Source organism: Teredinibacter sp. KSP-S5-2 (genome assembly GCF_032773895.1).
Taxonomy (GTDB): Bacteria; Pseudomonadota; Gammaproteobacteria; order Pseudomonadales; family Cellvibrionaceae.
This window is the reverse complement of the sequence record NZ_CP120416.1, coordinates 612,030-625,058: the sequence shown is the minus strand read 5'-3', so window position 1 is coordinate 625,058 and position 13,029 is coordinate 612,030. Positions and strand designations below refer to the sequence as shown.

Here is a 13,029-nt window from a genome sequence, read left to right as displayed (position 1 = left end):
CGGTTTACCCGAATTAGGCAGCAGCAACTTCTTTCAAAAGAGTTGCAACGCGATCAGACACTTGGGCACCTTTGCTTACCCAGTAGTCTACACGCTCATTGTCAATACGAAGACGCTCTTCCTGACCACGTGCTACTGGATTAAAAAAGCCTACACGTTCAATAAAACGACCGTCACGAGAGTTACGGCTGTCAGTCACTGTCAAATGATAAAATGGGCGCTTTTTAGAGCCGCCACGAGCTAAACGAATGCTTACCATGTAAGTCTTACCCTGTTTTGAATTCTTTGTTTACAGATGGACCCGCGTTTCTGATACCAGCCTCTGTAGCCTGCCCCTAAGGGCTATGCTCATGCTAAATCCTATTGATTTGCCGAGCTTTTCAGTCGCATAAAAATAAGCCACCTGCGAAAGGCGGCGTATTTTAATGGAAACCTATGCCAATGTATAGGCCTGATATAGATTTTATTTCAGGCCCAGATAAGCCCCTCAAATAGGGCTTTATTGACCCAATCCCGGGGGCAAACCACCCCCACCCATTGGCGGCATACCTCCTGGTCCACCACCGGGGAACATCCCCCCCATACCGCGCATCATTTTTTGCAAACCGCCGCCTTTCATCTTCTTCATCATCTTGGCCATTTGCTTGTGCTGCTTGAGCAAGCGGTTGAGGTCTTGAATATTCGTACCGGACCCAATGGTAATTCGTCGCTTACGCGAGCCGTTCAAAATATCCGGGTTGCGACGCTCAGCTGGGGTCATGGAGCCAATAATCGCATCCATCTGTTTGAACTGCTTGGTCATATTTGCCTGCTCAGCCATTTGAGCGATATTGCCCATACCCGGCAGTTTTTCCAGCATGGCCGTCATGCCACCCATGTTTTGCATTTGCTGTAGCTGCTCACGTAAATCCTCCAGATCAAACCGCTTACCCTTCTGGACTTTCTCTGCAAGCTTGGCCGCTTTTTCTTTATCAACTTTCTGCTCAACTTCCTCGATAAGCGACATGATATCGCCCATACCTAGAATTCGAGACGCAATACGATCCGGATGGAAAGGTTCTAAAGCATCAACCTTCTCACCCACCCCCAGGAATTTGATCGGCTTACCCGTTACCTGACGGACAGACAGAGCCGCACCACCCCGGGCGTCACCATCGGTTTTGGTGAGAACCACACCGGTAAGCGGAAGTGCCTCATTAAATGCTTGCGCCGTATTCACGGCATCCTGACCGATCATGGCATCGATGACGAACAGAGTTTCTACTGGATTGATTGCGCCATGTAAGTCTTGAATTTCCTTCATCAGCTCGTTATCAACATGCAGACGACCTGCCGTATCGACAATCAACACATCCATATGCATTTTTTTGGCCTGGCTAAGCGCGTTTTTAGCGATATCGACAGGCTTTTGCTTTTCATCAGAAGGGAAAAACTCAACCTCGACCTCACCAGCCAGTGTTTCCAGCTGTTTAATCGCAGCAGGACGATAGACATCAGCACTGACGACCATCACCTTTTTCTTTTCCCGGTCTTTAAGATACCGAGCCAACTTCGCCGCCGAAGTGGTCTTACCCGCACCTTGAAGGCCTGCCATTAACACCACGGCAGGAGGCTGAGTGGAAAGATCGAGTTTTTCATTGACCTCCCCCATCATCAAGGTCAACTCACTCTGAACCACCTTGAGAAACTGTTGACCGGGGTTAAGTGAACGAGCAACTTCCTGCCCCAATGCACGCTTGCGTACATGGTTGGTAAACTCTTTTACCACCGGTAGCGCAACGTCTGCCTCTAGCAGCGCTTTTCGTACTTCACGCAATGTGCCTTGAATATTGTCGTGATTAAGACGGGATTTACCGCTGATCTTTTTTAACGATCGCGCCAGGCGATCCGATAAAGTCTCAAACATGTTTTTGAAATCTGTCCAGAATTTACGTGTCTGTGTGCGCCAACACCGCCGCAAAAGCAGAGCGTGTGTCGACAAAGGGCCGCAAGTATAAATCCATTAGGTTGGAAATGCGAAGACGAACGATTGAGAAGTGAACAACTCTCTGTTTTTTTGTGTCAGAGGGAGGATATTGGCTTGCAATTGAGATAAATAAAAGCCTAATCTACTGATCAACAAAGCATCGGCTGACGGGATTTCAACTCAATAACAATGTTTAGCGCCGCCTCTATTATTTGCTATCTTGGTGCTTGGGGCATCTTGATACACTTTATCAAAGTACGAAATCAGAACGTTTTACCCAAAGCGCTCGGTGTTTTGTGTATAGGCATTCTGCTTCACATTGCTACAACCCATCAACAAATGGTCAGAGCCGACGGATATCAACTCGGTATTTTCCAGGTCCTATCTCTGTTTTTCCTAGTCATAAACAGCCTTGTTCTACTCAGCAGCCTTAGAAAGCCTCTGCACAATCTGTTTCTGTTTTTGTTACCTCTGTCAGTAGCAGCAATTATTGTGGCTTCTATATACGGCCAATCCACCAAGCACGCATCAGAGCTTAGCGCTGGCCTGGTTGTCCATATCCTGCTATCTATACTGGCATACAGTTTGTTGACTATTGCGTGCTTACAAGCACTATTTCTCGCATATCAAACCAGACAACTCAGACATAAGCACCTGAAAGGAGTAATGGGCTTACTCCCTCCGTTACAAACAATGGAAACCCTGCTGTTTGAACTGATTTGGGCCGGGGAAATATTACTCACTCTCTCAATTATCACCGGTGCGGTGTTTATCGAGAATTTGTTGGCTCAACACTTGGCTCACAAAACCGTCTTCTCAATCTTGTCCTGGTTAATCTACGCAATATTGCTTGCTGGTCATTATCGCTATGGCTGGCGCGGACCCGCCGCAATACGCTGGACTCTGGGCGGCTTTGCAGCATTAATGCTTGCCTATTTTGGCAGTAAACTGGTACTTGAAGTGATATTGCACGTCAGCCAGTAGTCCGCCTCTTGAATGCGAGTTCAATCTGGTACAAGATAGCCCTCCCTTGATGACATAGGCCTCATTTTTCTTGGATAACATTTCAACCAACCTACTGATACTCATACTGGTTCTGCTGATCTTCCTTTCCGCTTTTTTTTCCAGCTCCGAAACCGGAATGCTATCGCTCAATCGTTATCGCCTTCGTCATTTGGTCAACAAGGGACACAAAGGGGCTATTCGCTCGTCTGCTTTGCTAAATAGAACAGACCGGCTCATTGGCGTCATTCTGATCGGTAATAACCTGGTCAATATCTTTGCCACCATAGTTGCAGGACTGATTGCAGAAAGATTGTTTGGCGAGTGGTTTGCTCTCACGGTAATGCCGCTACTTCTTACGCTGATTATTCTGATTTTTGCCGAAGTGACACCAAAATCCGTTGCCGCTGCATTTCCAGAGAAGGTGGCGTTTCCTGCCTCTATGGTTCTGCAAGCACTACTTTTGCCTCTTTATCCAGTGGTTCTGCTGATTAACGCCATATCCAACGCTATCGCACGTATATTTGGTCTGGATACCAGCAAAGTGAAACTCACCGACCACCTGCACCCTGAAGAACTGAGAACGGTTGTAGATGAAGCGGGCGATTTGATTCCCGATCATCACCAGGGGATGCTGCTGAATATTCTGGATTTGGAGAATGCGACAGTCGAGGACATTATGATTCCTCGTAACGATGTTCAGGGTATAGATCTGGAAGACAGCATCGAAGAGATTGCCGAAACCCTGCAAAACACAGAATACACACGATTACCGGTTTACGAAGGGGACATTAATAACGTCATCGGTATTTTGCACTTACGCAAAGTCGCACGTTTTTCACTTGATGGAGAACTGAAAATCACTCACGAGGCAATACGCAACCATCTATCCCCACCTTACTTTATTCCCGAGTCCACCACGCTGCCCATGCAGCTGATGAACTTCCAAAAGGAAAAACAACGCACTGCGATCATTGTTGACGAGTACGGTGAAGTAAAAGGGATCGCCACGCTGGTGGATCTGCTGGAAGAAATTGTGGGTGATTTTGCCACCGACACGTCTGAAGAAGAGCATGACGAGATACTGGAACAGCCGGACAATTGGTTTCTTATCGACGCCGCGGCTTCCATCCGAGATATCAACAAATCACTGGGCTGGGAGTTACCAACTGACGGTCCCAAAACCCTTAACGGGCTGATTGTTGAGTTTTTGGAACACATTCCCGACGCACTGGTAAGCTTTGAAATTGGCCATTACCGCTTTGAAATAAAAGAGCTTGGTGATAACCGAATTGAGAAAGCGATGGTGTTGGAAAAATACGACCTGGAAAGCAACTAAGCCCATAGCACCTCAGGCGAAGTATGCTGCCGGGTAACACCTGCGTTGTAATGTCGGTTAACAAATTCCACCAGAACCCGCGCTGTGAATCCCCAGATTGTATAACCCCCATATTCATAGACCGGTGCCCAATAGGTTCGTTGCTGAATACGGAATACATCAGTTTTCACTCGTCGATCCTCGATAAAGTGTTCAACAGGAACCCAGAACAAGTCATCCAACTCGTCACTATTGGCTTCCAACGGATGATATTCGGTAACTCGAGCGGCAAACGGCGTCACACACATCCCCTTTCGCGTGTAGGCCACAGGTAACTGGTCAATCACTTCCAGGCTCTCCTGCCTTAAACCCACTTCCTCGTAAGATTCACGCAATGCAGTTGCTTGCAGGTCGATATCCCCCTCCTCCCACTTTCCTCCAGGAAAAGCAACTTCCCCCGAATGCAGATTCAAATGTCGGGCACGCAAGGTAAGGAGGAGATGGTCACCGGAATGGCGGTCAGGACTATCACATAACGCAATTAATACTGCCGCCTGACCTGCATAGTTTTTCATTTTTCGTTTACTAATAGGAAAGTCTTAAGTCAAATATTAGCCAGTTTGGGCGCCATTTGCATTGGAATGGATCACTCTTTGCGCTAACCCATGACACGTCTATTTATAGCCAATCAGTATAAACGCATGGATACACATTCCATATCCAAGTCTGATAGTATATTTTTCATCCAACTAGCAACAGTGAAACGTCAGAGGGATGAAATAAGAGCCAAGGCTAGCCGGGGGGCAGAGCTTGGCTCTGATGAGGGCATGGATTCCTGCCCATTTAGATGTACCCATAGGGGGAGGTTAAGATGTCGAGAAAATTGCCCCACATAGACCAGCTGATAAAGCTGGCCCAGAGTAATCCAACTGAACTTGAGGAAATCAGGCTACGCGAAATTGAAGCACTGATATCAAGCGCACCAGAAGAAATGCAAAAGCGCCTCCGAGGCCTACAGTTTCAAATAGACTGTCGTCGCCAACTGCATAAAACGTCATTGGGCAGCTGCATTTCAATCTCGCAAATGATGCATGAGTCAGTCGGTAAACTAAACTCCGCCCTACACGGCTTAACCGCTCCAAAGGGCTCTCCCCAAGGGAAAACAGCAGACATTATTGAGTTTCCAGTTACGGCCTAATCAATATCGGACAGCTGCCAAACATCGTAAGCAGGCTCTTCATATGGGTGAGCCTGCTTTAACGCAAAAACCGCCGCGTTGATTTTGTCGTCGTCACACACCATTTCTACCCGATACTCATCAACCGTTTCACGATTCCCTAAAGTGCCAATAAACGGGTTACTGCCCGGCAACGGACGAAATTGTCCCTGCCCCAGTGTCTGCCACGAACACTGATCATAATCCCCTATTTTCCCGGCACCCACATCAAATACGGCTTGTTTTACCGCCTCACAGTGAGAAACAGGAACAAAAAACACCAACTTATGCATAGCAGCCCTCTTTGAGAAAACACAACATTCATCGTTTGCATGAGGTAAGATAGCGCGATTTTAATTCACCTTCACAGAGAACTTTCTCCATGCGCTTGTTTGTGGACAACCTGATCAACATCGATTTCAGTTACCTGCACCCAGTACGAGGACTATTGGGAGAAACCTGGCTCGCCAGCGTTGAGCTACAAGGTAAACTGGACGAACAGGGAATGGTCTGTGATTTTGGCGTGGTTAAGAAAAGAATCCGTGATTGGCTAAATACCGAGTTAGACCACAGATTGCTTGTGCCTGGCAAGGCTCAAAACCTCACCCTCAAATCGGAAAATGGCAGCCATGAAGTGCTCTGGAAATTTGGCCAGACACAGGAAAAACACCTTGCCTGTACGTCTCCAGAACAAGCTATTACACTGATTGAAGCTGAAGAAATTACTCTGGAGTCTGTAGCCCAATGGTGCCAATCTGTTCTCCTGCCACAGTTTCCCGAAAGCATTGAAAGTTTTAGCATTCAATTTATATGCGAAGCAATTGACACACCTTTTTATCACTACAGTCACGGCCTGAAAAAACACGCCGGCAACTGCCAACGTATTGCTCACGGGCACAGATCAAAGATTGAAATCTGGCGTAACGACATACTTTCTACTGACGATATGCAAGAATGGGCAAAAACCTTTGAAGATATTTATATTGCGACTAAGGAAGATTTGGTTGCAGAAAAAGAAAGTCACTTTGCTTTTGAGTACCAGGCAGAACAGGGTAACTTTTCTCTCGAAATACCCAAAGACACCTGCTACCTCATTGATACAGATTCAACAGTAGAATACATTGCGCAACATATTGCATCAAAAATTAAAACAAACGCCCCTGGAGAGACTATTACCGTAAAAGCCTATGAAGGCTTGGGTAAAGGTGCCATCATTTCGTTAAAGTAAAATGTCCCGAATATTAAAAACGTTTATTCACACGCTTTAATTTTAGTGAGTGGGTACACGTTGTATGGCATGGCGAACCATCGTGGTAGTTGAGCTCCACTTCATGCTCAGAAACATTGACTCGAGTAAAACTCACCGTCTCTGCATCTTCTCTATGCATGCAAACAGAATAAGCCGACTTTGCAGGCTTATGCCCCGCATGAAACGCCACTAACTGTTCATTGGTTATCGGCTTGCCATGACGACAAAGGTCCCAATAACAATTCATTCTCGATGTATACACTTCTTCGAATTTGAAGGCCGATGAAATCAAGGGCGAAGATTGACTGAGATAAAGCAACTCGCGACCATTCCAACGAATCATCTCCACTTTATCTTTTATCGCTAACGTCGGAGGAATAAATACCAACAGGGAAAAAGGTGCATAGCGCTGTAAACGCAGATTAGTAAAAAAATTTTCAATATCCGCCCAATTCTTTTTGCCCGCCAAACCGTTCACAATTTGCCCCCGCGAGAACAAGGTTCCTTTAGGAAAATGCCCTTGATAGAAATTCAGCAAAGCAAAACCAAAACCATATTCATTCACGGCAACCCAAGTGCCTTTACCTTCCGGGTCTATCGGCGCGATATAGGAAATCCCATCCACGGTAAGATGTTGTGGAGGGATGGCTTTTAATCGTGTTTTTTGTTCGTCCCTGTTAAAAAACAGTGAGTAGCCATTCGATGAATATTGCCAACTGATTGTGCACATAGAATTATTAGAAGTAAAACCTTACCCTAAACAGATTATTTTTGAACGTGCTCAGGTGCGTTCCTCAGGTAACTCGCCGTTGTAGGCGCAATTCCAAAAGAATCCTTTACCTTGACTCCTTGAAGCTTAGCCAAGATTGCTATTAATGCATAATGATGAACTGCATGGCTACCGGCAAAAATAAGCTCACGAGTGTAGCTCGATTGAACCGACACAGAATCCGTTTTAACAAGAGAAACTTCTGAGATGACTTCCACATTCAAATCATCACTTTTCATATTATCCCGCTGGTACTGATCAAGAAATTGACATAGCCATTGCTGTATTTCAGCCAATTCCGTTAACGCAGTCTGTCGGCAACGCTCAACCTGAGCGCCTCTTCGTCTCAAATCATAATTAACCAGGCGATTGGGATACCCCCCCGTCACAGCAAGAAATAAGTCGATAATATGGCGAAAATGTTCGCCAATGCAGCTATGTGCATAGTCCTTCACAATATGAGTATATTGCTCGTCGGTTAATGACGATACAAGCTCTGCACCTTGTGCTAAAGCTTCAATATTGCTTTCGATAACCGATTCGAGAGAAGTGATATTCATTCAGTAAGTCAACGTATTTATTTTTTAATAAAGGCTCTCAAGCCACTTTCTTTTGCTGTCACATCTTTTACAACCAGGGCTACAGAACTCAGCCAAGTTAAACATGCCATGACAAACAACGTTCCACCATCATCTCCGATCACCACACCTAGGGAATCAAAAGCGGGCATCACAATACCTAGTGGTGTAAAAAGGTGGAAAACAATCGCTCCAGACATAATTTCAAACGCAAGCAGCGCTCCCCAGGCCCACCAACGAGTGAACAACAAAATTGAAGCAATAAGCTCCAGGCTACCAACAACATATGCACCATAGGGATTAATGCCTGCCACACCAAACAGGTCTGCCAATACGCCAAAAATATGTTCTGTTTCGGGGGCGCCGGTAAATTTAAAGAACAACGATTGCACAAAGACAAATGCAATCCATATACTCAACAATAATGGGTAACGCTGCTTAATAAATTCCATATTCACCCCTCAAAAACGTGTTCAGCTTCGACCACGACAAAACTGAATAGTTACGCCTGAGTATCTGTTACATCCAACTTAATTAGATTCAGGGTAGTGCTTAGATAACTTTAGCTCACGCAACCACACTTTTATCAAGGTGGTAGCAGGTGGAGGTTGATAACCTTGCGCCCGCAATCGGTCCCCCATTTGGAAAAGTATACGATACTGACGAAAGAGCGAACCAAAAGCTTCCCACAGATGTGCTCTTGAATCCCAAATGTGGACAGCTTCACTACTCGCGCCGTTAATCTCGATAATGGTAAACGCCTCTCCATGCTCAAGCTTTTCTGTGCTCTCGAATTTAATATCCAGACGGCCGTAGTGAAAACCTCTTACATCCTGTAATACCCTGTCGATTGCGGCTTCCAGCTTTGGCGTGATGTGTTGCCAACCATTGCGAAAGATAGCACCTCTTGCATGGCTTCCAGCAAAGGTAAGTGCAACGTCTTCGCCTTTTTTTGGCACCCAAGTTAACCGATGCGCATTTCGAGAAACATACACCCCATATAACTTGCTCGCCCGCGGATCTCTGGCAATCAATGTTTGTAAATTTGTCGCCCCATCACCTTTTACAGTCGCAACATATTTTAATGTTAATGACGTTATTCTTCCCTGAGTTTCCCCCGGCATGCGCTCATAAAATACTCCCGCTTCTGCAGAGTAAGGAGCGAGAGTCTGCACCATACACCGCTGACCATCTGGAAACGCATGCAAATATGTATTCAGTTGTTCTATGGATCGAATAACACGTACCCCGGTTCCCCGACAACCTTTATCAGGTTTTATCACAAACGGCATATTGATATTGGATTGCTCAGCCAACTCTATGACCGATTGCGACAGAGCAGACAATGAAAGAGCCGGATCTTTGACAAAGGTGACAGCTCGTAATATGTATTTCGCAGCATACTCCCCGGCCAAATGCAAAATTGCACTTTTGGACTCTCCTACCATGCCACCTAACTCAATCTCGGGGTTGGCAAGCATCGGCAAACCAAAACTTCGATAACGAATCGATAACCATAACCAATAAAACACAACTGGTATATAAAAGAACCAGGCTGGCCAAAATTCAAAAAAGGAAACCGGCCTATCCTCCAAATCAAGAGGGGGCAAACCTTCATTAACGGATGTTTGATTAGGCATGAATGTATCAGAAAAAGATTTGTAATTATTTGGTGGTAAATTTGCGAGAGGCAAAATAATTATTTACCAACAGTAAAAGCAAGGCAACGGCTAGCAGCGAATATTTCCAGGATGAATCAACAAAAAGACGACTCACTCCCAAACTGTATACCCCGGAAAAAACAATAGCCACCCACAGTATACCGGCGACGCCCATGGCAGTAATAAACTGAATTTGAGGAACCCGCCATAAACCACATAGGGTGAAACCGAGAGTTCTCAAACCAGGAATAAAACGGATAATAAAAATATTGGATAACAAGCGAGCCCTAAATCGACGATTCAGCACACGGCAATATGGATTTTTTAACAGGCGAAAACGCAGTCCTCTCCAACGCTGAGCCAATCGTCCCAAATAATATAACGCCAGGTCGCCAGAGGCGATACCAACAAAAACAGAGAAAGCGGCTACCGGAACAGAGATTAATTCATCGGCCGCAAACAGGGCACCAGAAACAACCGAAGCATCTTCCCATATCCAGGAAACGACAATTAATGCCATGGCAAGAAGAACCGGGCTAGAAGCATATTGCTGCAGGAATTCAATCATCGGTATCCAGTACAGGTCATAAATATTGTGACAACTCGGCTAAGACCCATGTCAATGACCAAGAGTTCAATAAAGCATACTACAAACCAACGAATAACAACGAAATAAACCGAAAAGGATATACCTAATTGATACCCCTTTTCGGTTGAATTAGTGACAATAGATTATAAGGCGTCGCAACTCATCCGGCCGCGTTGATCATCCGAGATTTCCACACGAAGATTGGCGACGACCAGTTCCATACTGCCTTCGGTTGATATCGCAAACGCCTCAGTTTGATCAAACACATTGGATTCGGACGACAAACAGTCGAGCTCGATAGACAACGGCGTCCAGACATGGCCAGGGATTTGTTTTAAAGTTTCGGTCAGGTCAACGCTTTTCTTGCAGCCTTCACCACAATCCAGTTGTAAAGAAACGGCTTTAACCGGTTTGGTCAACACACGCACATCCGCGGATAATACCGCATTCTGTTTGACATACTGAGCAAGATTCACCGATTGCTCCGATTCAAATATCAATGACGCTAGTGCGTCCCCCTGCCAAATAACACGTCGAGAATCTCCCTGAGTGGTTTTATCCTCACTGAACGATTGAATATGAGTGGATTGTTCCGGCAACATATTGCGTATGCTGATTTTACCCTGGCTATCTTGTATATAGGCTTGCCAGGGTTCCACTGGCCGACCAACAAAGATATCCACTGGCTCCAGTTGCGCGACATCTTTATCGAAGGAAACGTCTTCAGGCAGAAGATCAAGATTGGTATTCTTATCCTGATACGTCAGACCAAAACCATAAGCAAATAACGGGTCATAATTTTCGTCTCCCCAGTTTAATATTTCCTGATGGCGATACTTCGGCCAGGAAAACGAAAGCTTACCAGAGAAGTCGTAATTCATTTCACCATTTACCCGACTAAACAAAACATCTGCCACGCCCTGACCTTCACTGCCTGGCAACCATGCAGCCACAAACGCATCGGATGCATTAATTTCTTTGTTTACCCATAGTGGACGACCTGAAAGAAACACGGAAACTACCGGGATACCTTGGTCTTTCAATTTATTTAATATTTTCAAGTCCACGTGGACATTCGATTGATACCCCAGGTGTTTAATATCTCCCTGCATTTCGGCATAGGGTTTTTCGCCATAGACAACAATGGCCACATCCGGCTTTTCTGAGAAGTTGCCAGCTTCATTTAATTCAACCTGTCCATCCGCTTGCTCAACTACCGCTTTAATACCTTGATATATGGATGTTCCATCGGGAAAATCTTTATTGCTGTCAGTCACCCCCTGCCAAGTTACCGTCCAGCCACCCGAAGCCCAACCAATATCATCCGCAGCCGGGCCAGCAACCAATACTTTTTGTTTCGCAGATAAAGGAAGAATATTCTGATTATTTTTCAATAACACCAATGATTCTCTTACAGACTGACGAGCGACGGCACGGTGTTCATCACTTCCGAGAAATTCATATTTGCCACTGAACTTTCTTTGAGATGGTGCGCCGCGATCAAAAAGCCCCATGCGCATTTTAACCCGCAGAATTCGCGTTACCGCATCATCAATACGACTCATGGGAATATCACCTTGCTTCACCGATTCGATTGTATTCGCAATTAACGCCTGCCAATCACTTGGCACCATAACCATATCAATTCCAGCATTTATCGCCTGAGGGCAGCTTTCGTTGCTACACCCTTTTACCTGCCCATGCCCATTCCAGTCACTAACAACAAAACCGTCAAAACCCATTTGGTTTTTTAACACGTCTGTAAGCAAGTGTTTATTGCCATGAACTTTTTCGCCATTCCAACTATTAAAGGAAGCCATCACCACTTGAGCACCTTCGGCCAAGGCACTGAAATAACCTTGACCGTGAATATCACGCAGCTCTTTTTCTGAGGCCATCGTATTTCCCTGATCGATGCCGTATTGTGTGCCACCATCACCAAGAAAATGCTTTACGTTGGCAAGCAGTCGGTCCTCGGCAAAAAGGCTCGGAGTGTTAGCCTTCCCCTGAATGCCCTTGACCACAGGAGCAGCATAACTTTTTACGACTTCCGGATTTTCAGAAAAAGATTCATAGGTTCTTCCCCAACGATCATTTCTTACTACCGCAACTGTCGGCGCAAAAAGCCAATCCACCCCCGAGGTTAAGGTTTCAATCGCAGTAACGTGCCCAATTTTTTCCATCAGCTCAGGGTTACGCATTGCGCCCAAACCGATATTGTGAGGAAAAATCGTCGCACCAATAATATTACTTGCGCCGTGCATGGAATCTGTCCCCCAAAATATAGGGATAGGCACGGCACCATCAGAGTCGTCAACAGAAGCATAATAATAGTCATCGGCTCTTTGCACCCACTCAGCCAAAGTTGCGTAACCATCTTTACCTGCTATTGATCCTCCACCATTCAACACCGAACCGATGTGAAACTGTTTCACCTGCTCGGGAGTTATATACCGAACTTCCGGTTGCATCATCTGACCCACTTTTTCTTCCAGAGTCATTTTCTCCAGCATCTCGGTAACGCGGTTCTCAATAGTTTTATCTTTGGCGATTGGGCTTTGAATACTTGGCCATTCAACGCCAGACACTTGACTATCCGTTTTCTGATCGCAGGCTATTAACCCCAAAACAATCACAGTGAGGAAAAAATATTTGTTAATCGTCTCCATAAGTAAAAGCCT

The 13,029-nt window shown here is 45.6% G+C and carries 14 protein-coding genes; 4 read left to right on the top strand and 10 right to left on the bottom strand.

Features of this window, described 5'->3' with window-relative positions:
• Nucleotides 1-13: 13 nt before the first annotated feature.
• Together rpsP and ffh are read right to left on the bottom strand one after the other, a co-directional pair.
• Nucleotides 14-259 (bottom strand): 30S ribosomal protein S16, encoded by a 246-nt coding sequence (gene rpsP, locus P5V12_RS02935; protein ID WP_316955740.1) that lies wholly within the window; start codon nt 257-259, stop codon nt 14-16.
• Between the two features lie 240 nt (nt 260-499).
• Nucleotides 500-1,906, bottom strand: a complete 1,407-nt coding sequence (ffh, locus tag P5V12_RS02930) for a signal recognition particle protein (RefSeq protein ID WP_316955739.1) — start codon at nt 1,904-1,906, stop codon at nt 500-502.
• A gap of 297 nt (nt 1,907-2,203) precedes the next feature.
• Between ffh and P5V12_RS02925 the strand changes: the two genes are divergently transcribed.
• Complete coding sequence (locus P5V12_RS02925) at nt 2,204-2,950, top strand: inner membrane protein YpjD (protein ID WP_316955738.1); 747 nt, start codon at nt 2,204-2,206, stop codon at nt 2,948-2,950.
• 70 nt (nt 2,951-3,020) lie between these two features.
• A complete protein-coding gene (locus tag P5V12_RS02920; RefSeq protein WP_316955737.1) occupies nt 3,021-4,307 on the top strand; it encodes an HlyC/CorC family transporter in 1,287 nt (428 codons plus the stop codon).
• Here the strand turns inward: P5V12_RS02920 and P5V12_RS02915 are convergent.
• Complete coding sequence (locus tag P5V12_RS02915) at nt 4,304-4,861, bottom strand: CoA pyrophosphatase (RefSeq protein ID WP_316955736.1); 558 nt, start codon at nt 4,859-4,861, stop codon at nt 4,304-4,306. The two genes, P5V12_RS02920 and P5V12_RS02915, sit on opposite strands and share 4 nt — an antisense overlap.
• A gap of 296 nt (nt 4,862-5,157) precedes the next feature.
• On the opposite strand from P5V12_RS02915, the gene P5V12_RS02910 reads away from it, so the two are divergent.
• Nucleotides 5,158-5,484, top strand: a complete 327-nt coding sequence (locus P5V12_RS02910) for a DUF3135 domain-containing protein (RefSeq protein WP_316955735.1) — start codon at nt 5,158-5,160, stop codon at nt 5,482-5,484.
• Here P5V12_RS02910 and P5V12_RS02905 read toward each other — a convergent pair.
• On the bottom strand, nt 5,481-5,795 hold the full coding sequence (locus P5V12_RS02905; RefSeq protein ID WP_316955734.1) for a YqfO family protein: 315 nt from the start codon (nt 5,793-5,795) through the stop codon (nt 5,481-5,483). The two genes, P5V12_RS02910 and P5V12_RS02905, sit on opposite strands and share 4 nt — an antisense overlap.
• Nucleotides 5,796-5,884: 89 nt before the next feature.
• On the opposite strand from P5V12_RS02905, the gene P5V12_RS02900 reads away from it, so the two are divergent.
• Nucleotides 5,885-6,730: a 6-carboxytetrahydropterin synthase gene (locus tag P5V12_RS02900; RefSeq protein ID WP_316955733.1), complete on the top strand. Its 846-nt coding sequence runs from the start codon at nt 5,885-5,887 to the stop codon at nt 6,728-6,730.
• A 13-nt stretch (nt 6,731-6,743) separates the two neighbouring features.
• On the opposite strand, the gene P5V12_RS02895 is transcribed toward P5V12_RS02900, so the two are convergent.
• The 6 genes from P5V12_RS02895 to P5V12_RS02870 form a co-directional block, all read right to left on the bottom strand.
• Nucleotides 6,744-7,481, bottom strand: coding sequence for an NRDE family protein (locus tag P5V12_RS02895; RefSeq protein WP_316955732.1), 738 nt, complete (start codon nt 7,479-7,481; stop codon nt 6,744-6,746).
• Nucleotides 7,482-7,516: 35 nt separating this feature from the next.
• A complete protein-coding gene (locus P5V12_RS02890) occupies nt 7,517-8,080 on the bottom strand; it encodes a DinB family protein (protein WP_316955731.1) in 564 nt (187 codons plus the stop codon).
• 17 nt (nt 8,081-8,097) lie between these two features.
• A complete protein-coding gene (locus P5V12_RS02885) occupies nt 8,098-8,550 on the bottom strand; it encodes a hypothetical protein (RefSeq protein ID WP_316955730.1) in 453 nt (150 codons plus the stop codon).
• Between the two features lie 78 nt (nt 8,551-8,628).
• Nucleotides 8,629-9,738, bottom strand: coding sequence for a D-alanine--D-alanine ligase (locus P5V12_RS02880; protein WP_316955729.1), 1,110 nt, complete (start codon nt 9,736-9,738; stop codon nt 8,629-8,631).
• A gap of 25 nt (nt 9,739-9,763) precedes the next feature.
• The gene (locus tag P5V12_RS02875; protein ID WP_316955728.1) at nt 9,764-10,327 is read right to left on the bottom strand and encodes a DedA family protein; all 564 of its coding nucleotides are present in this window, start codon (nt 10,325-10,327) and stop codon (nt 9,764-9,766) included.
• A 164-nt stretch (nt 10,328-10,491) separates the two neighbouring features.
• Entirely contained in the window at nt 10,492-13,017 is a 2,526-nt protein-coding gene (locus P5V12_RS02870) for a glycoside hydrolase family 3 protein (RefSeq protein ID WP_316955727.1), read from the bottom strand.
• Nucleotides 13,018-13,029 lie beyond the last annotated feature (12 nt).

Bases quoted from the DNA above. Each gene is read 5' to 3' on its own strand.
- rpsP (WP_316955740.1), bottom strand. From the start codon at position 259: ATGGTAAGCATTCGTTTAGCTCGTGGCGGCTCTAAAAAGCGCCCATTT.
- ffh (WP_316955739.1), bottom strand. From the start codon at position 1,906: ATGTTTGAGACTTTATCGGATCGCCTGGCGCGATCGTTAAAAAAGATC.
- P5V12_RS02915 (WP_316955736.1), bottom strand. From the start codon at position 4,861: ATGAAAAACTATGCAGGTCAGGCGGCAGTATTAATTGCGTTATGTGAT.
- P5V12_RS02910 (WP_316955735.1), top strand. From the start codon at position 5,158: ATGTCGAGAAAATTGCCCCACATAGACCAGCTGATAAAGCTGGCCCAG.
- P5V12_RS02905 (WP_316955734.1), bottom strand. From the start codon at position 5,795: ATGCATAAGTTGGTGTTTTTTGTTCCTGTTTCTCACTGTGAGGCGGTA.
- P5V12_RS02900 (WP_316955733.1), top strand. From the start codon at position 5,885: ATGCGCTTGTTTGTGGACAACCTGATCAACATCGATTTCAGTTACCTG.
- P5V12_RS02895 (WP_316955732.1), bottom strand. From the start codon at position 7,481: ATGTGCACAATCAGTTGGCAATATTCATCGAATGGCTACTCACTGTTT.
- P5V12_RS02890 (WP_316955731.1), bottom strand. From the start codon at position 8,080: ATGAATATCACTTCTCTCGAATCGGTTATCGAAAGCAATATTGAAGCT.
- P5V12_RS02885 (WP_316955730.1), bottom strand. From the start codon at position 8,550: ATGGAATTTATTAAGCAGCGTTACCCATTATTGTTGAGTATATGGATT.
- P5V12_RS02880 (WP_316955729.1), bottom strand. From the start codon at position 9,738: ATGCCTAATCAAACATCCGTTAATGAAGGTTTGCCCCCTCTTGATTTG.
- P5V12_RS02875 (WP_316955728.1), bottom strand. From the start codon at position 10,327: ATGATTGAATTCCTGCAGCAATATGCTTCTAGCCCGGTTCTTCTTGCC.
- P5V12_RS02870 (WP_316955727.1), bottom strand. From the start codon at position 13,017: ATGGAGACGATTAACAAATATTTTTTCCTCACTGTGATTGTTTTGGGG.